The 21,972-nt window shown below is 41.1% G+C and carries 17 protein-coding genes and 2 pseudogenes; 9 read left to right on the top strand and 10 right to left on the bottom strand.

From position 1 onward, the window contains the following. Positions 1-128: 128 nt before the first annotated feature. A pseudogene (locus VOI46_RS19800) lies at positions 129-419 on the top strand (SDR family NAD(P)-dependent oxidoreductase); the annotation flags it as partial. Positions 420-527: 108 nt separating this feature from the next. Here VOI46_RS19800 and VOI46_RS19795 read toward each other — a convergent pair. Continuing rightward, on the bottom strand, positions 528-1,646 hold the full coding sequence (locus VOI46_RS19795; protein ID WP_004587011.1) for a HEPN domain-containing protein: 1,119 nt from the start codon (positions 1,644-1,646) through the stop codon (positions 528-530). Positions 1,647-2,044: 398 nt separating this feature from the next. On the opposite strand from VOI46_RS19795, the gene VOI46_RS19790 reads away from it, so the two are divergent. Then, a complete protein-coding gene (locus tag VOI46_RS19790; RefSeq protein ID WP_004587010.1) occupies positions 2,045-3,358 on the top strand; it encodes a M20/M25/M40 family metallo-hydrolase in 1,314 nt (437 codons plus the stop codon). A 15-nt stretch (positions 3,359-3,373) separates the two neighbouring features. Here the strand turns inward: VOI46_RS19790 and VOI46_RS19785 are convergent, their stop codons facing one another. Next, positions 3,374-4,267 carry a LysR family transcriptional regulator ArgP gene (locus VOI46_RS19785; RefSeq protein ID WP_039972190.1) on the bottom strand — a complete coding sequence of 298 codons (894 nt, stop codon included), beginning with the start codon at positions 4,265-4,267 and terminating at the stop codon, positions 3,374-3,376. Positions 4,268-4,371: 104 nt separating this feature from the next. Between VOI46_RS19785 and VOI46_RS19780 the strand changes: the two genes are divergently transcribed. Beyond that, positions 4,372-4,974, top strand: a complete 603-nt coding sequence (locus VOI46_RS19780) for a LysE family transporter (protein ID WP_004587008.1) — start codon at positions 4,372-4,374, stop codon at positions 4,972-4,974. Between the two features lie 59 nt (positions 4,975-5,033). Here VOI46_RS19780 and VOI46_RS19775 read toward each other — a convergent pair whose 3' ends face one another. The 3 genes from VOI46_RS19775 to VOI46_RS19765 all read right to left on the bottom strand — a co-directional run bounded on the left by VOI46_RS19775 (position 5,034) and on the right by VOI46_RS19765 (position 7,682). Continuing rightward, positions 5,034-5,831 (bottom strand): response regulator, encoded by a 798-nt coding sequence (locus tag VOI46_RS19775; RefSeq protein WP_004587007.1) that lies wholly within the window; start codon positions 5,829-5,831, stop codon positions 5,034-5,036. 121 nt (positions 5,832-5,952) lie between these two features. After that, entirely contained in the window at positions 5,953-6,669 is a 717-nt protein-coding gene (locus tag VOI46_RS19770; RefSeq protein ID WP_004587006.1) for a Sir2 family NAD-dependent protein deacetylase, read from the bottom strand. Further along, a complete protein-coding gene (locus VOI46_RS19765; protein ID WP_004587005.1) occupies positions 6,666-7,682 on the bottom strand; it encodes a kelch repeat-containing protein in 1,017 nt (338 codons plus the stop codon). Before VOI46_RS19765 ends, VOI46_RS19770 begins: the two co-directional genes overlap by 4 nt. A 426-nt stretch (positions 7,683-8,108) precedes the next feature. Between VOI46_RS19765 and VOI46_RS19760 the strand changes: the two genes are divergently transcribed. From VOI46_RS19760 to VOI46_RS19745, 4 genes and pseudogenes are all read left to right on the top strand, one after another. Then, on the top strand, positions 8,109-9,017 hold the full coding sequence (locus VOI46_RS19760; RefSeq protein WP_232423982.1) for a TonB-dependent receptor plug domain-containing protein: 909 nt from the start codon (positions 8,109-8,111) through the stop codon (positions 9,015-9,017). A gap of 66 nt (positions 9,018-9,083) precedes the next feature. Beyond that, a complete protein-coding gene (locus tag VOI46_RS19755; protein ID WP_232423981.1) occupies positions 9,084-10,169 on the top strand; it encodes a TonB-dependent receptor in 1,086 nt (361 codons plus the stop codon). 8 nt (positions 10,170-10,177) lie between these two features. Then, on the top strand, positions 10,178-10,711 hold the full coding sequence (locus VOI46_RS19750; protein WP_004587004.1) for a YfiR family protein: 534 nt from the start codon (positions 10,178-10,180) through the stop codon (positions 10,709-10,711). Between the two features lie 3 nt (positions 10,712-10,714). Then, a pseudogene (locus tag VOI46_RS19745) lies at positions 10,715-12,748 on the top strand (EAL domain-containing protein). Position 12,749: 1 nt separating this feature from the next. On the opposite strand, the gene VOI46_RS19740 reads toward VOI46_RS19745, so the two are convergent. From VOI46_RS19740 to yegQ, 5 genes are all read right to left on the bottom strand, one after another. Then, on the bottom strand, positions 12,750-13,385 hold the full coding sequence (locus tag VOI46_RS19740) for an isoprenylcysteine carboxylmethyltransferase family protein (protein ID WP_004587001.1): 636 nt from the start codon (positions 13,383-13,385) through the stop codon (positions 12,750-12,752). A 98-nt stretch (positions 13,386-13,483) separates the two neighbouring features. Next, on the bottom strand, positions 13,484-16,411 hold the full coding sequence (locus VOI46_RS19735) for a TonB-dependent receptor (RefSeq protein ID WP_324738293.1): 2,928 nt from the start codon (positions 16,409-16,411) through the stop codon (positions 13,484-13,486). Positions 16,412-16,881: 470 nt separating this feature from the next. Next, the gene (locus VOI46_RS19730) at positions 16,882-18,165 is read right to left on the bottom strand and encodes a PAS domain-containing methyl-accepting chemotaxis protein (protein WP_324738292.1); all 1,284 of its coding nucleotides are present in this window, start codon (positions 18,163-18,165) and stop codon (positions 16,882-16,884) included. A gap of 132 nt (positions 18,166-18,297) precedes the next feature. Continuing rightward, positions 18,298-18,552: a YfhL family 4Fe-4S dicluster ferredoxin gene (locus VOI46_RS19725; RefSeq protein WP_004586998.1), complete on the bottom strand. Its 255-nt coding sequence runs from the start codon at positions 18,550-18,552 to the stop codon at positions 18,298-18,300. A gap of 8 nt (positions 18,553-18,560) precedes the next feature. Further along, positions 18,561-19,952 carry a tRNA 5-hydroxyuridine modification protein YegQ gene (yegQ, locus tag VOI46_RS19720; protein ID WP_324738291.1) on the bottom strand — a complete coding sequence of 464 codons (1,392 nt, stop codon included), beginning with the start codon at positions 19,950-19,952 and terminating at the stop codon, positions 18,561-18,563. A 217-nt stretch (positions 19,953-20,169) separates the two neighbouring features. On the opposite strand from yegQ, the gene ndk reads away from it, so the two are divergent. Both ndk and VOI46_RS19710 read left to right on the top strand, forming a co-directional pair. Further along, entirely contained in the window at positions 20,170-20,601 is a 432-nt protein-coding gene (gene ndk / locus VOI46_RS19715) for a nucleoside-diphosphate kinase (protein WP_004586996.1), read from the top strand. Positions 20,602-20,785: 184 nt separating this feature from the next. Beyond that, complete coding sequence (locus tag VOI46_RS19710; protein WP_324738290.1) at positions 20,786-21,916, top strand: bifunctional tRNA (adenosine(37)-C2)-methyltransferase TrmG/ribosomal RNA large subunit methyltransferase RlmN; 1,131 nt, start codon at positions 20,786-20,788, stop codon at positions 21,914-21,916. Positions 21,917-21,972: the final 56 nt, after the last annotated feature.

The following is a 21,972-nucleotide window of genomic DNA, read 5'->3' as shown; positions in this document are numbered from 1 at the left end:
CACCTCACTTGTACATTATATAAGACAAGTTTAGCTGGAAAATTATTACATGTACAGGATACTGTGCATTACTTTGTTGTGGTAGCAAATTTCTAAACAAAGCGCACAGACATGTGGGCTAAAACAAAGGCCACTTTATATTAACCAGCCCAGCTGCTAGCCGTATGCCAATTAAAGGCTCTATTTACGGCGCAACTAAATGGTTTGCTTACGGATTTGGTCAAAACTTAGCTGAGGAAATGAGCGAGTGGAACGGCCGCTGTACTACCATAGCCCCTGGCATGGTAAACACCCCATTTTTTGATGAAGCTAAACCCGATAAACTCGACCCGCAAGATGTAGCCGACGCCGTATTGTTTGCAATAGAGGCAAACCAGCGCAATAGCATACGCGAGATTTATTTAATGCCAACTAACTAACGTTGATTGGTTGAGTTTGAGCTGTCAGGTTTAATGCCAATGACGTTAAACCTGACGGTTTTTTTAATAAATACTGGCTGGATACAATGAAGAATTTAAGATAGGTGTCTAGTCTATTTCTTGATCTTTCCCCTGGCTTGACTTGTTATAGCTTTCCAAGTCATCCTCGATAATATCCGTTTGTATGAGAAACTTTATCAATGAATACCTTATTATCCGTTCCATCCCGATGAATGTAGGCGAACGTTTGATTGATTTCTGCATGTCTTTATCTTCGATTACAGGATTACTGTGTATGACTTCCTCATTATCACGTAAATAGTTCACCGCCATCCAAGAAGACGGTAATTTCCCAGCATGAACATACTTACTACGCAAATTATAGGCGGCTTTTAATCTCTGTTTTATATCCGACTCTGAAAGCTTTTGGAATTCATGCTTTGCTTCAGTTCTATTGAAAAAATCACTATCTAGGCAATCAATAATAAACTTACAGAATGCCTCTGAAATCCCCATTAATTTAGAGCTAACTTTTTTGTGCAGTTTCTCCCCATCTTTACCTAGCCCCTTGAGTTGTTTTAATAACTGCTTTGTATTTTCGTCAAGCAACTCTTCTATTGGGTATTTGAAGTGAGACGCCAATATTTCACCAGCAGTTATAAGACTAAGAAATGCTAACTCTGGGCTTTCTTCAACTATTCGAATTGCCTGTATATAGTACCTACCCGCATACCAAAATGTTGAGTGAGCATCAGCGTTATCGCCATCATGCTCAAACAAAACGTGTTCAATGTATTTAATGTTTTCTAGGCATAGTCCTATCTGATAATCCGCTCTTTTATTAACACTATTGAAGCTCAGGTTCTTGTTATATATTTGGTGGCTAGATTCAACTGACGGAACGTAAGGCCATCCGTGTTGTTGTATTAATCCATGAGAGTCGAACCGTTTTCCAAATAACACAGAGAGTGCGATACAAAAGTTCTCACCAATTTGGCTATAGTCAGGTATTACGATGGTGTCTTTTTTGTACTCAGGCGTTGCAACGGTAATTTCAATGTATTCCCGATAAATTCTTTCATCTGCCTTTGGTGTGTATACGTTTACTCGTGCATTCTCGTTTGCATTGACGATTCGAAACACGTCATTTTCATATTGACCTACAAAATGAGATGGAGTCGATAAAAGCAGTTTTGTGATATCCGTTCTTGGCTTAGGTAATGCCATGGTTCTCCCTTTTGCTATAACAATTTAGTCTACGACATTTGCCGTTTATAAACTGCCAAATGTCCCTATTTTATACTGATTTCATCCTAGCTATAAAATAAACACCTGTAAACAAATAGTTAGCTTCACCTTACTTTTCCTAAATGTAGCAAAACCCCAAAATGGTGGAGATCAGTAATATCAGACATATAGCTGTTTAGTTGTACTAGTTGATTATTAATTAACAGGTTATATTTTAAATATCTGTGTTTAAATCAATAACGCATACACCCATTAACCCGTAAACTTGTAACCCGTTATTGCTTATAAAATTAGTTAAGAATCACAATCTACTTCTATTGAACCCTTTGTATTTTTACTTCATATTAGCTGAACTACTTTTCAATTATTAGGCTGTTATGTCACTTTTAAAATTTAGCCAAGCACTTATATTTATCCTTGCAAGTACCTTGTCGCTTACAAGCCATGCGGCGCTTAATAAAAACGAGCGTGAAATAGTAAAACAAGTTGAGCAAAACATGCCGCAAGCGCTCAAAGAAATAGAACAAGCGGTAAACATTAATAGCGGTTCACTAAATATTGAAGGCGTAAAAAAGGTGGGCGCGCTTGCAAGCGAGCAACTAAAAGCGATTGGTTTTAAGGTTGAGTGGTTAGATGGCAGCGCGTTTAACCGTGCAGGGCATGTACTCGCAACCTTTGAAAGTAAAAACCCCGAGGCAATAAAACTACTGATGATCGGCCATCTTGATACTGTTTTTGCTAAACACGATAACTTTATTACCTACAAACAAATTGATGAACACACCGCCAGCGGCCCAGGGGTAGCCGATATGAAAGGCGGCAACACCATCATTATTACCGCCCTTAAAAGCTTACAAGCCCTTAATTTACTTGAAAACGTAAGCGTAAAAGTACTGCTTACCGGCGATGAAGAAAGCAGCGGTCGTCCACTTAGTTTATCTAAACAAGCTATTGTTGATGCAGCAATTTGGGCTGACGTAGCGCTAGGTTTTGAGAACGGCGATAACAATATTAAAACCGCGATGGCGGCGCGCCGTGGTTATACCGGCTGGACGTTAAATGTAACGGCCAATGCTGCACATTCGTCGCAAATATTTAGTGACAATGTTGGCTATGGCGCTATTTACGAGGCGTCGCGTATTTTAAATGACTTTAGAGAACAACTTGCCACACAACCTAACTTAACCTTTAACCCAGGGCTTATTGTAGGCGGTACAAATGCCGATTACGACAGTGCTAACTCGTCAGCCACGGCGTTTGGTAAAAGTAACGTAATTGCGCAAACCGTGCATGTAGCGGGTGATTTACGGGCGCTTTCGCCAAAGCAGGTAGAAGGCGCTAAAAAAGTGATGCAGCAAATAGTGGCTAAAAGCTTAAATGGCAGCCACGCTGAGCTTATTTTTGAAGACGGCTACCCACCAATGGGGCTCACTGAGGGTAATAAAAAGCTGCTTGCACTGTATAGCCAAGCAAGCCAAGACTTAGGCTATAACAAAGTGGAGGCTGCAAACCCACGTAATGCCGGTGCGGCTGATATTTCGTTTGCTGCAAACCATGTTGATATGGCGCTTGATGGCCTAGGCCTAATGGGCAGTGGCGCACACACTAAAAACGAAACCGCCGATTTAACCTCACTTAATAAAAACACCGCTAAAACAGCACTGCTTATTTACAGATTAGGGCAGTTATAAACGCAGGCTTAGCCTTTATGGGCTAATAGGCTCTAACCGTTTGCCTGCTACTTGCAATGCAAACTTACGCAACGTTTTAAGCTGCGGGCTTTCGGTTTGCCAATAGTGCCAGTACAAAGGTGTATCTATATAATATTCTGGGAATAAATCGACTAACTCCCCTTTTACCAGCGAGTCTCCTAGCTGTAATGTAGGTAATAGCCCATAACCTAGGCCTGCTATCATGGCTTGTTTAAATCCCTCTGACGAAGGGTAAATATGGGTAAACAGTGGGGCTGAGCCATTAATATCTTCTAAAAACTGGTGTTGTAGCTTGTCATACTCACTAAATACCAAGCACGGTAAATGCGCTAATTGCGAAAGCTCAGTAAGCTTATGTTGTTTTATAAAATCGGGGCTTGCAATGGCTTTGTAGCGTATGGCGCCAAGTGGGCTAACTAGGCCGCCATTAACGGGCTCGGGGGATGAGCTAATACACACCATAACCTCGCCGTCTTTCATTCTTTTATGGGCAATGGATTGATCTTCACTAATGACTTCAAAGCGTAATTTGCACGCAAGCTCTGTATCTAATACGGCGAGTGCTTCGGGAAGCCAGGTGGCAAGCGAATCCGCATTAGCAGCAAGCTTTACGCTAAGCGGGGTGTTTAAATCTGTGTGCTCGTTAAGTGCCTCTACATTAAGGGCCACTTCTAGCTGTAATACTTGCTGTAAATGGTTAAGTAAACGTTTACCAAGGGGCGTTGGCGGCTGGGTTCTTATTAATACGGGCTCGCCTAGTTTGGCCTCAAGCTGATGAATACGCCTACTCACCGCCGATTGGGTAATAAATAATTTTTTTGAGGCCTTTTCAAATCCGCCTTCACTTATAACGGCACTAAGCGCATTGAGTAACTGGTAATCAATCATGAGTTTTACGCATATAACAATAAATATATTCATTGGATTTGTAACAGAATCCCCCTACCCTGCAAGGCATTGGATAACAGGTTTTATTTGAGTGGATTTGAAGTATGTCGTTTTTGTCGGGTGTGATGTTAGGGCTGAGTTTAATTATTGCCATTGGGGCGCAAAATATTTGGATTTTAAGCCAATGTATGGCGGGCGCTAACCGTTTTGTTTTAGCCGCGGTTTGTATACTTTGCGACGCCACATTAATTATTGTAGGTGTATTTGCCGCTAATGAGTTAAAGCTATGGCTGCCGGGGTTATTACCGTGGTTAACCTGGGGTGGTATAGCTATGTTACTTTACTTAGCATTTGGCTCTGCGCGCAGCGCAATTAAAGGCACATCGGGGTTAAAAGTAACTCAGGTAATAAAAGTGAGCTGGTGGAAAACGGCCCTTGCGGCCTTTGCTATAAGCTTACTAAATCCACATGTTTATTTAGACACCGTATTGCTGCTTGGCAGCATTGGCGCATTACAACCCGTGCCTATGCACTTTGCTATTGGCGCTTGTGTGGCCTCTGTTATTTGGTTTAGTAGCTTAGTGTTGTTTGCGCCAAAATTAAAAAAGGTTTTAAGCTCCCCGTTTAGATGGCGCGTATTTGATAGCTGTATTGCGGTTATTTTATGTTTTGTAGCGTTTCAGTTATATAACGTGCCAAGCCAATAAGCCAAAACAGCGGTAGTTATGTATTTAACTACCAATGTTGTTAGCCGTTTTTTAAAAGACTAAGACATTATTTTATAAAGTAATTCTCGCACTGTGGCCGGTTCAAACGGTTTATCGCAAATGGCATCAACTCCTGCTTGCGCAATATTAGCTAGGTGAGTGTCGTTTGCCTCTGAGCTCACCATTAAAATAGGAATATGCGAGTAAGCATTTGAGCCACGTACTGTTTCGGTTAGCTCGCGTCCATCCATTTCTGGCATGTTGTAATCGGTAACGATTAAGTCGAACGACTGTTCACTAAGGTGCGCTATGGCTTCTTTTCCGTTTTCGGCTTCTACGGGTTCGGGGATCCCCATGCCAGCAAGTACGCGTATTATGTGTTTACGAGCAAAGCGGCTGTCGTCTACTACAAGTACACGAAGTAGCGTTACATCAAAATGATCAAGATCTACTTCTTCTTCGCTTATTATATCGAGGGTTGCTTTGAGTGCGCGAGTAATGGCTTTTGCACTAAAAGGCTTAGGTAAAATAGCCAGCACACCGGATTGGCGTAGTTGCTCAAGGTACTTTTTATTACGCTCGCTCGATATAAGCATAAAAGGTTGATGTTCAGTGGCGGGGTTAAGTCTTATTTTTTGCAATAATGAGTCGGCGGTGCCGTCTGATAAGTACATCGAGCTTATTACTAGGTCTGGGTGGTAACTTTCAAGTAACGATAAAACCTGCGCTTGAGTAGCCGCAGTTTCTACTTGTTTAACGCCACTTTCTGCAAGCGATTTTATTATTATTTTTTGCTGAACCTCTGAAGGCTCTACAAGTAAAATGGACAAGTTTGCTATTGCAGTTAGGTCGCTCATTCAAGTCTCTTTAGTATTGTTATAATAAGGATAATAATAACATTGTTGACTCGTTAATATTATATAAAGAGATTGTAATATTTAAGAAAACATTAGCAATCTCTTCAAAATATAGCACTTTCTAATTAGATTGGATGTATTCTAATGCATTCATTTTTTTGTACGTTACATTGCTGTGCATTATGTGAACAGGGTTAGGGTCTACCACTTCTACAGGTATGTCGTAATTACGGGCTACTTCTAATGCCATTTGGGTGATATTTACACTAAACGAGGTGCCCATAAATACAATTTTATCGGCGTTGAGCATACGCTGTTGTGCTTCGGTTATTCTGTAAAGCTCAGTGTAAAATTCATCGAACAACAACACAAAAGGCTTAAACGAATGATTAAGCTCAGGTGTTTGGTTTTGAATATTAAATAGCTCAAAAAGAGACTCATGCAGGCGGCTTTCATCCACACTATCCCACGGAGTCATAAGCGGTTTAACGGCTTCGCCTTGCTCATGAAATAACGTCATTTGATCGAGCCTGCCGTGTATAGCAATGTAATTTTTATTACCGGCTTTGCCATCAAGGCCATCTATATTTTGGGTTATTAAGTTTTTATCGCTCAGCCAATGGTGTACTTCATTCGGGCCATGGTTACGATAGGCAGCAAAACGGTTGTAATACCAAGCTAAAAACTCGCGTGGATTATTTTGATACATATCACGCGTGGCCATTTCCATAGGCGTATAATTTTTACTACCTATAGTCCAAAAGCCATCTTCGCCTCTAAATGTAGGTATGCCACTGGCTGCGCTTACCCCTGCACCGGTAATATAAAGTGTATTCACTGTGTTACCTCGTACCCTAATACATTGCTTATTACTTGCTGTTGATTGTTCATGCCGCCAATACGATATAAAGCCCCATTGTGCTCAAGTAGGCCACGGTGATCCATACTGCCAACAGCTACATTAGGTAGTACCTGCCACGTGTTTTGCTTTACATTAAAACGCCATACATGGTTGCTGGCCGGGGCGGGCTGTTTATTGTAGCCAATCCCATCGTAATTATAGGGGTTATTTGAGCCGCCCAGCATGTAAATATTGTTATTGTAGCTAGTAGCAGCCATACGGTAATGCGGCTCCCCCGTTGGGTGGGGCAAAGTACGCCAATCTATTTTTAGCGGATTGTTGGCATTTATTGTGCCTTTTAAACACTGCGCAACACCTGCAAACGAGCGGCGAGAATCTGGATTTGCTTGGGTTTTAACGCCATCGCAAATAACAATAGTATTACCACTAATAGCAGCCGCTTGGCCAAATACAGGCTCACCTAAAAAAGGCGACGCCTGCTGCCATGTATTGTTTTTAGTATCGTACACCTGTACTAAATTTACGTTGCCATCGTTATGCCAACCGCTAATAAGGTATATGTAACGCTCTTTGTAGCTTAGCGCTACGCTGTCATCAACTGGTACTGGCATGCTTGCAAGGTGTTTATACGTATTGTTTTTTATATCGAAACGGTACACATCGGGGCTTGAAATTTCAGTATGATCGCTATCTACCGTGTAGCCACCAAAAATATAAGCGTATTCACCTAAGCCAACAGCAGTACTGGCTAAGCGCCCCTTTAATGGCAAACTTGAAGGCACACTCGCTTGTTGCTGCCATGCGCTGTCGCCCAGTTTTAGCGAAAATACCTTATTGTGTACATCGCTATGTTGTTTGTTTTTACCAAGCCCCATAAAACTCAAAAAATAGCGTTGGTTTTCAACAGTAACCTTAGCTACGGCATTGTTTGCAACGGGTTCGGGTAAAGCAGGAAGGCTTGCTAGCGCAATAGAAAAAAGAAGGCTCATAAAAACAAATAATATAAAAGTGACTAATACACTTAGGGTAAATTATTTTACCTGCATGAACCAGCTAACTATAAGTAATTTACCTTATTAATGCGTGTGTTTAGGTGTGCTGCGTTTTACAAACCATCTAATGATTAATGGCGTAGCCAGCGAGCTAAATTAGATAAGCGTATTTACAAGCAGCGCCTAATTTACACCGCCTTATTACTTGATTTTGAGGCTTTTTTGTTAATTTTATTTAAAAACTACAAAACTTTAATAATTTAGCGTTAAGTTTTAAAACATCCTTACTACTTAGTAATTTATGCTAGTTAGCCTAATAAAGTGTACTTTTAGCAATATAAAGTATGCTAATATTTTGTGGTAACAAATGTTTTACAAAAATATATCCTGTTTTTGATTTTTGATCCCTGTGGAGAAACCTAGGTGAAAATACCTAAAAAGTTATTGTGCTCACTTATTATTGCCTCACCAATACTTGCTGCAGAACCATTAAACGACGATGATTTAGACCTTGACGCGTTAATGGGAATGGATGTTCAAGCAACTTCTGCAATGAAACGAGCACAATCGGCCTTTAACACCGCCTCTTCTATTTATGTGCTAAGCAAAGAGCAAATTACCAGTTCGGGCGCTACCTCTATTCCTGAGGCATTAAAAATGGTGCCAGGCCTTACCGTAAGACAACTTGATAACAATCAATGGGCTATTTCTGCACGCGGTGTTGCTTCACGCTATTCCAGCAAATTATTAGTAATGATAGATGGGCAAAGCCTATACACCCCCAAATTTGCGGCTGTGTATTGGGAGTCGTTGCATGTGCCTTTATACGATATTGAACGTATTGAGGTTATTCGTGGTCAGGGCGGGTTGTTATGGGGTAATAACGCAAATAACGGCGTGATCAATATCATTACTAAAAATAGCTTAGATACACGCAACACTTACGCTAAAGCAATTACAGGTAATCAAATAAATGCCGACATAAGCCTTCGCCATGGTGGTGATATTTCTGATATTGGTAGTTACAGGGGCTACTATAATACTAAAAATACCGCACCTTCTAAAAAAGGCAGCCGCATTAAACCTAATGACTTTACTAAACAGCACGCTGGCGGCTTTAGAGCTGATTTTACGCCAAGCGATGAGTGGTCAATCCTCCTGCAAGGGGATCATACCCACACAGAGCACGGCCAAAACCTTACTGGGGTAGTAGATGCGTCTAACCGCAGTCAGCAATTTCCAACTATTGCAGATAGGCGCTCAACACGATTAATGACCCGTGTAGAGCATCGTCTTTCAGATAATGCAAACCAAATGCTGCAAATGTCGTGACTTAAACAACATGGTGAACAACCCTATATAAATGAAGATTTTGAATCGATTGACGTTGATTATCAAATGAACTTTATTACCGGTGCACTCCAGGTAGATTGGGGGCTTAATTATCGATTTAATGATATTTCTTTTCAAGACAGCATTTTTATTAATAGCGATAAAGACCTAGAAGACCTTCATCAATACGGTGCCATGCTGCAAGCGCAATACAGTGTTATTCCAGATACGTTAAACCTCATTGTAGGCACAAAAATAGAGCATAACGATTTAACCGGTTGGGAAAACCAACCCCTTGCCCGCTTTACCTATCAGCCAAATAACGAGCACCTAGCATGGGGTTCAATTTCACGTAGCGTGCGTATTCCTACATTAATTGAATTTAACGATAACTTTAGAGTAAATGGCCAAAAAATCTCAGACGTTATTGGCATGCAGTCGGGTATTGCCGAAATAGATCAATACCATATAGCTACATTTTTAAATGGTAACGATAACGTAAAAGCCGAAAATTATATCTCGTACGAGCTAGGCTACCGTATATCAAAGGCGGAGTGGTCTTTAGATGTTTCTGCATTTAATACGCAAGCGGATGATGTGGCCGTAATTAGCTTAAACCCTCACGTAGAACAATTTATACCTGCATTAAACTTTTACTTAGCCGGGGAAGTGTCACAAGCATTTGCGGCGCTTCAAACAACAAGCTTAGATTACGACTTTGTTTCGGTAGGTGAAACCACCACAACCGGTGGTGATTTATTGTTCTCGATGCAACTAATGGACGACTTAAGCAGCGAAGTTGGCTACAGCTATACAAAAATAGATTACGACTTACCTAATGCAACGCGCCCTACTATTGGCTACGACTCAGTAAACAGGCAATTATTTACTAAACTGAATTACCAATTAAGTGAGCAACATTCTATTTTTGCCACGCTAAGAGCCGAAAACTCAAGCACTTACAATACAGATAACTACACCGCTGTAGACCTTACATGGAACTGGAAAATAAACAATAACTGGGCCACAGCAGTATCAGGCAAAAATTTATTTGCAGGCTCACACATAGAATACGCCAATACTCGCGAAACATTTACGGTTCCTAATTACATAGACGAGTGTGTTACGTTTTCTGTTAGTGCAACATTTTAAGAGAGCCAATGCTTAAGCCTTTAAATCGATTGCTTTACCTATTTTTTTGCCTTGCGCTTTGTACAAGCTCAAGCGCGTTTGCGGTGCAAAAAGAATATGTGCTTAAAGCAGGCTTTTTATATAACTTTGCCCACTTAGGGCAATGGCAATCTGCACCCGAAAACAGCTCCGACTTTTTAATTTGTAGCCCCGACAGCCAATTTATAGCAATAGCAAATGCCGCCCTAGAAAACAGAAAAGTACATAAACGCCACTTACGAAATAAACTAACTCCCCTCGAGGCCACTGCACTTGAGGGCTGTGATATAGTATTTATTACTGATAATACCTATAACATGTGGTTAGATGCCCACCCCGCGCTTAATTTAAAAAATACAATGATAGTTGGCGAAACCGATGGCTTTATAGCCGCACAAGGACATATTCGATTTTTCCTTTCAAGTAGTAAGGTGCGCTTTGAAGTTGCCCCAAGCAAGCTTAAAAAAGCAGGTATTACTATGAGCTCAAAAGTGCTGCGCCTAGCACGTGTTGTTGAGGGGTAAATAATGAAAAACTACTTCTCACTCAACTCAATGAGTAAAAAGCTGCTGTTTATTTTAATGAGCGTTGCGCTTATTTCTACGGCTACCGTTACTGCCGTTTTTAGCGCGTATGAGCTAAAAACCGCAAAACAAGAACAAACACAAAGCCTAAAATCACTCTCGCAAATATTAGCCCCCAATATTAGTACTGCTTTAATATTTTACGACACCGCCGCAATAAAAGAGCTGATTGAGCCGCTATTAATGCGCTCCGATATTGTATCGGTAGAAGTGATAAACAATTTGAGCCAACAAATTGCAAGCGTAACCTCGCCTAAATACAGCCAAGTAAGCTCAGCCCCGCATACAATAGAAGTAAAAACACCATTAACAATTGACGCTCAACGCTACGGTACGCTGATTGTGCGCGCCGACGACAGTGACCTAAACGACAGAGCCGCTTTTTATGGCCGGTTTATTATTGTATTAATGATTTTTAGCTTTATTTTAAGTTTGCTTGTATCGCTAATGCTCAGAAAACGTTTTTTAAACCCCATTTTATATTTAGCACAAACAGCAGAGCAAATTACCTCATCTAACGACTATAGCTTACGTGCTAAAGAGCTTTCAAAGGATGAAGTGGGTAAACTAACTAGCTGTTTTAATACCATGCTGCAAACTATAGAACAGCGCGATAACCTACTAGAAAACCAAGTAAAACGAAGAACAAAAGAGCTCGAAAATGCCAATGTTCAGCTGCATCAATATGCCTATCAAGATGGCTTAACCGACCTACCTAATCGCCGTTATTTTTATGAGCACCTGCAACAGCTTGTAAGCACACCTGAACAACCATTTTCTTTGGTATTTATTGATTTAGACGGCTTTAAAGAAGTAAACGATAGCTTAGGCCACGACTTTGGTGATTTATTACTTCACGAAGTTGCTAAGCGACTTCGCCGCTGCTTAAAACAGCAAGACATAGTGGCGCGCTTAGGCGGTGATGAGTTTACCCTAATACTAAAAGGAATAAGCGATACAACAGCGGTTTCGCACATTGCACACGATGTAATGAAAAGCCTGACCCGAACGATAACCATAAAAAACGAACATGTGCAGGTAACCGCGAGTATAGGCGTGGCGTTTTTTCCGCATGACGGCATATCGGTCGAAACCTTAGTTAAACGAGCCGACCAAGCGATGTATTTGTCAAAAAGTAAGGGGCGAAATAGGTTTGAGTTTTTCTCATACGAAATGGAAGAACTGGCGATTGAAAAGCGCCGCCTTATAGAAGAAATACGCATTGGCTTAAATAACAATCAATTTGAACTTTACTATCAGCCAATATGGGACCCCCATTCACGTACGCTAAAAAAAGCTGAAGCGCTGATCCGTTGGAACCACCCAGAGCGAGGCATTATTGGCCCTGTTGAGTTTATCGATATAGCAGAGCAAAATGGCTTGATAAAAGAGCTAGGCGAATGGGTTAAATCGCAAGCTGTTCGCGATGCGGTGCAGTTTAATAAGCTAAGCTATACACCGGTGCAAATTAGTGTAAATACCTCGCCTTTAGAAATTGATCGCGACGGTATTTGGGTTACCCAATGGGTAGAGGCGTGCAAACTTTATAATTTGCCACCTCATACTATTTTAATTGAAATAACTGAAAACAGCTTAATGGACCCAGATAACGCTATTCAGCACCATTTAAAACGCCTTAATGCGCTTGATATAGACATTGCCATTGATGATTTTGGTGTTGGGTACTCATCGCTTGCGTACTTGTAGCAGTTAGACATTGATATACTTAAAATAGATCAATCGTTTATACAAAATATCGAAGCCAACAGCAGCAGTATAGCGCTAATTAAAGCCATAATTACTATGGCGCATAACTTAGGGGTAGAAGTGGTCGCCGAAGGGGTAGAAACACCAACCCAACAAGCACAATTAATCGCGTTGGGCTGTGATTACATTCAAGGCTACTTATATTCTAAACCGCTTTCAAAGCAAGACTTTATAAATAGCCATCTGCAAATAAAAGCAACCGTTGAATAACCTACAACCAGCGCGGTACGGTTTGCTTATATTTTAGGTAGTCATTATTAAAACGCGTGACTAAATGCGCTTCTTCAACGGCTATTTGTTTATAAAGCGCATATAAGCCCACAGCAAGACAAATTAAGCTAAATAAGCTTGGTAACGCTAAAAAGAACCCCAACTGAGCAGTTGCCACACCAACATACATAGGGTTGCGCGAAAAACTATATAACCCTGTAGTTTTAAGCGTTTGAGGCCCATTTGGGTCTATACCCGAGCGCCAAAGTGACGCCATATGAAAATGAACAACCATACTGAGCACAAAGCCCGCCGTGAGCATAATATTGCCAAACATAACACCCGGCCACCCATTTAAGGTATAAAACATACCTAAGTAGTTATCGGTGCCAGGCACAAACACACGCAGCACACACACAAACCATATAGCAGCTCTAAAAAACTTAAACGCCATATGATTCCACCAGCTAGTACAAAACTTAGCGCCAGGAAAAATAACACCCGCAGGCGTTGAACGGTTTTTATAAATAATTCTAACGGTGTAAAACCCCGCCACAAACGTATAAAAAAGCGCTAAATACACACGCGTAAACTCGATTAGCGAAGCAGAATCATCTATAAACGGTTGGTAACTCATTAATTTATTTTCTTCATCCTTTTATAATAATTTCATCATAATAGTCATGCTATTCATTAACAAGGTTAGTGTGCTAAAAACGTATAGTGGGCTTTTATTTAAAAACTATAATTTATACCCGCGTAGTAGCGTCTACCTGAGTAACTTGAACTTAATAAACGCGCATCGCTATCATCACCTAAACGCGTAACAGTTTCCGATTTAGTTAAGTTAATAACAGAAGCTGTTAAACTTAAGCCATCAGATATATTAATGGCGGCATTTACATCAACTTGCTCGTAAGGATCTTGGTATACATTTAAACCACTGTTTAAGCCAAGTACTGTTTCGCCGCGTTTATTGTACGACGCGCGAAGAGTAAAGTACTCGCCTTCGTAATAAGCAGAGGTGTTGTACTGGTATTTAGCGCTTCCAATTAATGGCGATTGGCCAAATTCTTCACCATTTACACTTACATCGGCTTTATTGGTTTTGTTATAGGTGTAATTAGCATAAAAACCAAAACCACCTGCAAATACATGTTGAATAAATACTTCGGCCCCTTTTGATACCGCATCGGTGCCGTTACCCACTGTGCTGTATGGCGCAACGGTAATGAAACCGCTCTCTACTATATTTTCTTTGCCTGCAAACTCTTGCTGCATATCTATTACCAGCGGCACAACAAAGTTATCAACCTTTTTATGAAACAGCGCTAACCCCAATGCAGAGCCCTCGGCGTAATAATATTCAATAGATAAATCGGCCTGCACTGATTCAAAAGGTTTTAAATTTTTATTACCGCCACTGCCACTAAAGCCTGCAAGTTCGTTGAATGCGGCTCTGTCTTCTGCCCATTCATTTGATACAAACGTGATACGCTGCTGCGAGCCTAAATCGCTGTAATCTGGTCGCGCCATCACTTTAGCAATAGCGCCTCTAATCACTAAATCGTCGGTGGCATCCCACGCTATGTTAAAGCTTGGTAGAATTTGTGTGTCGGTATTTTTTTGTGTAACCAACTGATAGTCTTCTACAAAACGCGCATCGCCAGTTACCGGCTCGCCTGTTTCATCATTGGTGTGATCAAGTTGATAAGTATATAAATCGGTAGAAGAGGTTAAGGTTTTAGTTTGTACTACGCGCACACCTAAATTACCTCTTACTTCACTAAATTCAAAATCGCCTTGAATATAAAACGCTGATATTTTTTCTTCAATATCGTATACAAAGTTATCTTCTATGCGAGTATAAGGCGTGTAGTTGTCGGTTACTAAATCTCGGTATTTATCCCAATCTATGCTGGGCATTTGGTTTATATTAAACCCGCCAACTATATTGGTTTGATTAATAAACACATCCTCGGCAAGTGGCATACCGCCATTCCATTGGTAGCTATCAAATTGCGTGATACCTTGCTCACTCGCTTCACCTGCAGCAATATCAAAGTTAGGATCTAAAAAAAACGTATTACCGGTCTCGCGGTGTAAGTTGGCATGGCGATATTTAGCCCCGGTTCTAATCGTTTTTAAAAATCCCCAATCAACATAAAAGTCGATGTCGGCTTGATAATAATCCTCTTCGAGTTCGCTGCGCACAAAGCTTGAATTTGACGAACCCGCATCACGCCCGCCGCCTAAGCCACTTTGCAAGTTAGCTAATGTGTTGGGATCAATACTCAGCGATACATTATTTTCATTTAAAGACCACGCTGCGCTTTGCGATGCGTTTTGAATAATGGTTTCGTTTTCGCCGGCGTTTGAGCTTTTATAAGCGGCTTCCCAGCTTTCTTCAGGGCCGCCCTCAGATTGAGTGTTACCAATAACAAAGCGGGCTTTAAAGCTATCGCCTTCGTAGGTTAAATTAAAATCGATAGTATCGGAGGTAGACTCTTCTCGTACATAACTGCCACGCATCCACGGAAATTGCATATCGTTTTCAACACCGCTAGCACTGGCATTATATTGCATACCCGTTGCAATGGTGCCTGTTTCGTCTAGGTTTACTGCGGTTAAAAAATCAGGATTAAGTGACCACTCAGGTATATCAATGACTGATTCGGTTCTGTCTTGTCCAAGTGTAAAGCCAAAGTAGTTAAACCCTAGTTCTAAGCGATTAGTTGGGCGCCATTGTGTACTAAATTGAATACCTTCACGCTCACGTTTTTCATTAAGCACAGAGCCACGTATAACTTGCGGAAACCACACGCCATCATAACGATTACCGCTGGCATCACTTATCGTATCCCAACCGTTATTGTTATCAACGGCATTTCCATTAATATCAGTTGGTTGACCGCCACCCGTGTAACGCCATACATTTGCATCGGTGCTGCCTGTTAAAGTGCGATTAGTACGCTCTTGATAGGTATAACCCACTAATACACCAAAGGTGTCGTCCTCATTTTTCCACGAATATAAGCCACTAAATTGCGGCTCGTACTCTTTTGTCACATCGGCGTAAGTAGATTCAACGTTAAATACACCTGAGTTTGCCTCCATGCTTAAAGGCTTGCGGCTATGCATTAATACTGTGCCGCCTACGCCGCCTTCATCTAAACGTGCTTCTGGCGATTTATACACTTCTACGCTTTCTATCATGGCAGAGGGCAATAAAGTGTAATCGAACGAGCGTGAAGGCTCCTCGGGTGATGAGGCTATAAAATTGCCATTAAGCTGAGTAAATGTGAGCTCAGATGATAAACCACGAATACTCACCGATGCCCCTTCTCCGCCATCGCGTTCAATAACAACGCCAGGTACTCGCTGCAACGAATCCGCTACATTTTTATCAGGAAATTTGCCAATATCTTCGGCTGTAATTGCATCCACCACAGAGCCAGACATACGCTTAACATCTAAGTTCTCAGCCATGCTTGAGCGTATACCCCGTACTTCAATTACTTCCATATTTTTTTTAAGCAGAGTTTTAGCGTTTTGTGAGGCAGCATCATCAGCTAAGCTAAATGGGCTTGAGGTAATAAGTGATGCGCAAAATAAAGATTTGTATACTTTAGATAAAGGGTAATGACGTAGGCAATTAATCATTTTTTACAGCTATTCCATTTACATTGCTTAGGCTAAGCAAATCAGTGATCCATTAGCGTATTGCAGTACGTAATGGCAAATTGCTGCAAAGTTTACATGGCGAAACTTAATGTATTGTTAACGCCTGGCTTAATTTAGTCTCAACTGTGGTTAAAAAATAACTCACACCTCACTATTTAACCTTACTAGGGTTTATGCGCCCGTTTTTAAGCTATTTAATGCTAGCTAAGGTGAAAATAACCCCTTGTTATAAAAATATTACCCGCCGCTTTACTTAACCTAAACTCCGGTTAAGATACTTACTAACAAATTAAATTACAGTGATAGTTAAATTTATTTTCTCTAGCCAGAGGTAGGTTTATTACCCACAGTTCAAATTACTTAATATGTGCCGGTACGCATTCTTGTTAAAGCAAAAAACCGCTTTCGCGGTTTTATTTTATGCTTGTTGTTTTAACGTATTTACTCAATCAGTTATTAGAGTTTAATTGGCTGGTAAATTGGCCCACCGCATTTACCACTTTTTGGGCTCCATCTTGAATTTCTGCCATAACCTCACCCGACTCTTTAGAAAGCGCTACCGTACTTTGGGTTTGTGACTGATTACGCTGTACCACTTCCACAATTTCTTCTGTTGCTTTTGACGTTCTTGACGCTAAATGCCTTACTTCATCAGCAACCACAGCAAACCCGCGCCCTTGCTCTCCTGCACGCGCAGCCTCTATTGCAGCATTGAGTGCAAGTAAGTTGGTTTGCTCGGCAATACTACTTATGCTTTGTACTATGCTGGCTATTTGTTGAGATTGTTGATCCAGCGCCGAAATTTCGTTAGCTGCTTGCTCCATGTTTACAGCCAGCTCGTTCATAACAGATACGGTTTCTTGTAATACGCAGCTGCCACGCTCTGCGGTTTTATCTGTTTCTGTAGAGGTGCCATAGGCTATTTCGGCTGCTTGCGAAATAGCAATTTCACGGTTTACTTGCTCAGTAATTACGGTGGCAAATTTCATTACTTTATAAAGCTGATCCGCATCATTCGATATAGGGTTGTAGGTGGCTTCTAACCAAATTACATTGCCATATTTATCTATGCGTTTAAACCTGTCGGCAATAAATTGGCCTTGCCTAAGCTTGCTCCAAAACTGTTGGTATTCAGCCGAATTAGCTTCTTCGGTTTCACAAAACACCCGGTGATGCTGGCCAATTATTTCTGATTCATTGTACCCCATGGCTGACAAAAACTGATCGTTTGCCGTCAACACATGCCCCTGTAAATCAAATTCAATCACAGCCATAGAGCGATAAATCGCTTTTATTGTGTCGCTTTGTTCACGAGCGGTTGTAATGGTTTTAGTAAGTACGGTGCCAAACACCGAAAAATACAATAACTGATTTTGCTCGCCCACCACAGGGTGCACAATTAATCTTAGCCACTCTGCATTGCCATCTTGGCGAACAAATTCAATAGCTCCACTCCAGTGGCCTTCTTTTTGGAATGCTTTTTCAAGTTCTGCGTATTCAGGTGATAGCCGCGACTGATCAGCAATAAAATCGCCTAGCTGATTATTTGTTAAATTATCTTCGTTATAACCTAATGCGTTTAAAAAGTTATCGTTAGCATGCGAAATTCGCCCATCATAAAGTACATTAAGTACCAGCATTTCTTTGTAAAGCCCTTCCCACACTTGCTCTAAAGGGTACAACTGGGCTTTTAAAGCGGCTATTTCGTTTTGCTTACCTTTTGAAAAAAACATTAACTTCCCTACCAAAAAACACTAAATCAAGTTACTTCCAGTATAGGAGGTATTAATGATAACGCGATAATTAATAAGTAGTTTAAGCTAATTTATTGCTAAATTTGTAAGCATATGTTCCTTTTTATGTGCTCAGCCTTCACTTTCAACTAGGTTTACATACTTTTGTGCGAGCTGCTCAAGTGACTCCCTATTTAAAGGATCGCTTTTAATGCAATTAATAGGGCACACTATGACACACGTTGGTTTATCGTAATGCCCCACACATTCAGTGCACTTATCTGGGTCTATTTGATAAATTTTTGACCCCATAAAAATCGCGCTGTTGGGGCACTCATCTACACATACATCGCAGTTAATGCATTTATTATTTATAAATAGTGCCATGCTAGCGCTTACTCACTTGCTACTTTTTTATAGGGGTTGCGGGTATCTTGGTGCTCATCTAAATTTCGCATTAATATTGCGTGCTCTAAATTAATGCGTGTATCTAATCGAATTTTAACGTGATGCCCAGAGCCTTTGGCATCGGTAATACTTTCGCCCTTTTTGTTTTGCATGTATTCAAGTTCAAAAATAATGTTCCCTTGTGGTGTCATAAGCTCTAAAGAATGCCCAACGCAGAATTTATTTTTTACCTCTATTTCAACTAAACCATCAGCATGGCGCCCTATTACTTCCCCAACAAATTGCTGCTTAGTTGATACAGAGTGACCGTATTCATAGTTTTGATAATCTTGGTGGGCATGGCGCTTTAAAAAGCCTTCGGTGTAGCCACGATGTGCTAAGTTTTCGAGTGTTTTAAATAAGTGAGTATCGAATGGTTTACCCGATGCCGCATCATCTATGGCTTTACGGTATACTTGCGCGGTGCGCGCTACGTAATAAAACGATTTTGTCCGCCCTTCTATTTTTAAACTATGTACACCCATTTTTGTTAACTGCTCTACGTATTGCACAGCGCGCAAATCTTTTGAATTCATAATATAAGTGCCGTGTTCATCCTCAAATGCTGGCATATACTCACCAGGGCGCCCTTGCTCTTCAAGCATAAATACATCGTTACTTGGCGCACCTTCTCCAAGATTTGGTATAACGTGGTTAGGGTCAATTTTATGCACCATGTCGCCCGTTTCGTTTTCAACGCCCGGTTTTACATCGTAATTCCAGCGGCAGGCATTCGTGCAGGTGCCTTGGTTAGGATCGCGCTTATTTATATAACCCGAAAGTAAACAACGCCCAGAATACGCCATACATAACGCACCATGCACAAATACTTCAAGTTCGGTGCCTGGGCAAAGTGTGCGTATTTCTTTTATTTCTTCAAGCGATAGCTCGCGAGATAAAATAACCCGCTCAATACCTTGTTTTGCCCAAAACTGAACACTTGCATAATTAACTGCATTTGCTTGCACCGATAGGTGAATAGGCATAGCTGGCCACTTTTCGCGTACCAGCATAATTAACCCAGGATCTGACATAATCAGCGCATCGGGCCCCATAGCAATCACTGGTTCTATATCACGTAAATACGATTTAACCTTTGCGTTATGCGCAGCAATATTTGAAACCACATAAAACTTTTTATTTTGCGCATGGGCTTCATTAATCCCTATTTGCAATGTCTCTAAATCAAACTCATTATTACGTACCCGCAAACTGTAGCGAGGCTGGCCGGCATAAACGGCATCGGCCCCATATGCAAAGGCGTAGCGCATGTTTTTTAAACTCCCCGCAGGGCATAACAGTTCGGGAATAAAAGAAGTTACAGAAGAAACAGCTGGCATATGCGCTCCATACAGCTAACCGAGTACACGTCGGTTACATGATTAATCAATTTACAAGCGCGGCATTATAAATGCGACAAACATTGTGCTTTTGATCAAGATCATTAAACTGCAACCAAACTGGTTTTTAATAAAATTAGGTTTTTTCAATTAAAACGCGTATAATTCGCGCCCGTAAATATTCACACTTTTATTTAAAAATTATTGGAGCATAAAGATGGCTTTAGAGCGTACTTTCTCAATCGTAAAACCTGATGCAGTAGCAAAAAACCACATCGGCGCAATCTACAACCGTTTCGAAACTGCGGGTCTTAAAATCGTTGCAGCTAAAATGGTTCACCTTTCAAAAGAGAAAGCTGAAGGTTTCTACGCAGAGCACAGCGAGCGTCCTTTCTTCGGTGCTTTAGTATCTTTCATGACATCTGGTCCAGTAATGGTTACCGTTCTTGAAGGCGAAAACGCTGTTCTTAAAAACCGCGAAATCATGGGTGCTACTAACCCAGCTGAAGCACTAGCAGGTACTTTACGTGCAGACTACGCTGATAGCATCGACGAAAACGCTGTTCACGGTTCTGACGCTGTTGAATCTGCTGCTCGCGAAATCGCGTACTTCTTCGCTGACGAAGAGCTTTGCCCACGTACTCGTTAATTCGAGTTTTACAGTTAACGCTGTAATGCAAAGTAAGAAAAGGGCTTTCGAGCCCTTTTTTAGTCATTACGTAAAGTATCCTTAAATGCATTTTTGATATTTTACTTAATGATTAAAGTGGGTGAATTGTGTACAATTCGCCCTTGTAAATTTTATCTCCACCGTCACCGATTGAGGTTGTTTCATGACCGAGCAAAAAAAGATTAACTTATTAGATTTAAACCGAGATGCAATGCGCGACCTATTTGTATCATTCGGTGAAAAGCCATTTCGTGGCGACCAGGTGATGAAATGGATTTATCATTTTGGCGTTGATAACTTTGACGACATGAGCAACGTTAATAAAAAGCTTAAAGAAAAGCTTAAAAACGAATGCGAAATTGTTGCGCCAGAAATCTCTGTACGCCAACAAGCAAGCGACGGCACAATTAAGTACGCATTAGTGCTTGATGGCGGCCAAGAAGTTGAAGCTGTATGGATCCCAGAAAAAGACCGCGCCACTTTGTGTGTATCTTCGCAAGTGGGTTGTGCCCTTGAGTGTACGTTTTGTTCAACTGCGCAACAAGGCTTTAACCGTAACCTTAAAGTGTCTGAAATTATTGGCCAAGTTTGGCGTGTAGCTAAAGACATAGGCCTTGATGGCAACAGCGAAAAACGCCCAGTTACCAACGTTGTAATGATGGGTATGGGCGAGCCCCTGCTTAATATTAAAAACGTAGTGCCGGCAATGGAACTTATGATGGACGATTGGGGCTTTGGCTTATCTAAGCGCCGCGTAACATTAAGTACCTCAGGGGTTGTACCTGCCCTTGATTTATTAAAAGAAAAAATAGATGTAGCACTTGCTATTTCACTTCACGCTCCCGATAACGCACTGCGTGACGTACTTGTGCCAATTAATAAAAAGTACCCTATTGAAGAATTTTTAGCCGCGTGTCGTCGTTATATCGATGGCTCTAAAGCAAATAAAGACGTGACCATTGAATACGTTATGCTAAATGGCGTTAACGACAGCACCGACCAAGCACATGAGCTGGTTAAAACGCTTAAAGGTACACCTTCTAAAGTTAACCTTATTCCGTTTAACCCGTTCCCGGGTAACGAATACACACGCTCTAGCAACAGCCGTATTGACCGTTTTTCTAAGGTTTTACAAGCTGCGGGTATTACGTGTATTGTGCGCCGTACTCGTGGTGACGATATTGACGCCGCCTGTGGGCAATTAGCCGGCGATGTTGTTGACCGTACTAAACGTATGGCGAAAAAGAAAATGCGTGACGATAACGCAATTAGCGTAAATATCCAGCAAGCATAAGCCTGTAACCACCCTGCGTATATTCCCTGTGCAGGGTGGTTAAGTTGTTTATTTTT

This window comes from Pseudoalteromonas sp. CuT4-3 (assembly GCF_035666335.1).
GTDB lineage: Bacteria > Pseudomonadota > Gammaproteobacteria > Enterobacterales > Alteromonadaceae > Pseudoalteromonas > Pseudoalteromonas atlantica.
This window is presented reverse-complemented; position numbering and strand designations above follow the sequence as displayed.

Bases quoted from the DNA above. Each gene is read 5' to 3' on its own strand.
- VOI46_RS19735 (WP_324738293.1), bottom strand. From the start codon at position 16,411: ATGATTAATTGCCTACGTCATTACCCTTTATCTAAAGTATACAAATCT.
- VOI46_RS19780 (WP_004587008.1), top strand. From the start codon at position 4,372: ATGTCGTTTTTGTCGGGTGTGATGTTAGGGCTGAGTTTAATTATTGCC.
- VOI46_RS19795 (WP_004587011.1), bottom strand. From the start codon at position 1,646: ATGGCATTACCTAAGCCAAGAACGGATATCACAAAACTGCTTTTATCG.
- ndk (WP_004586996.1), top strand. From the start codon at position 20,170: ATGGCTTTAGAGCGTACTTTCTCAATCGTAAAACCTGATGCAGTAGCA.
- yegQ (WP_324738291.1), bottom strand. From the start codon at position 19,952: ATGCCAGCTGTTTCTTCTGTAACTTCTTTTATTCCCGAACTGTTATGC.
- VOI46_RS19765 (WP_004587005.1), bottom strand. From the start codon at position 7,682: ATGAGCCTTCTTTTTTCTATTGCGCTAGCAAGCCTTCCTGCTTTACCC.
- VOI46_RS19775 (WP_004587007.1), bottom strand. From the start codon at position 5,831: ATGAGCGACCTAACTGCAATAGCAAACTTGTCCATTTTACTTGTAGAG.
- VOI46_RS19710 (WP_324738290.1), top strand. From the start codon at position 20,786: ATGACCGAGCAAAAAAAGATTAACTTATTAGATTTAAACCGAGATGCA.
- VOI46_RS19790 (WP_004587010.1), top strand. From the start codon at position 2,045: ATGTCACTTTTAAAATTTAGCCAAGCACTTATATTTATCCTTGCAAGT.
- VOI46_RS19785 (WP_039972190.1), bottom strand. From the start codon at position 4,267: ATGATTGATTACCAGTTACTCAATGCGCTTAGTGCCGTTATAAGTGAA.
- VOI46_RS19725 (WP_004586998.1), bottom strand. From the start codon at position 18,552: ATGGCACTATTTATAAATAATAAATGCATTAACTGCGATGTATGTGTA.
- VOI46_RS19730 (WP_324738292.1), bottom strand. From the start codon at position 18,165: ATGTTTTTTTCAAAAGGTAAGCAAAACGAAATAGCCGCTTTAAAAGCC.
- VOI46_RS19750 (WP_004587004.1), top strand. From the start codon at position 10,178: ATGCTTAAGCCTTTAAATCGATTGCTTTACCTATTTTTTTGCCTTGCG.
- VOI46_RS19755 (WP_232423981.1), top strand. From the start codon at position 9,084: ATGAACTTTATTACCGGTGCACTCCAGGTAGATTGGGGGCTTAATTAT.
- VOI46_RS19740 (WP_004587001.1), bottom strand. From the start codon at position 13,385: ATGAGTTACCAACCGTTTATAGATGATTCTGCTTCGCTAATCGAGTTT.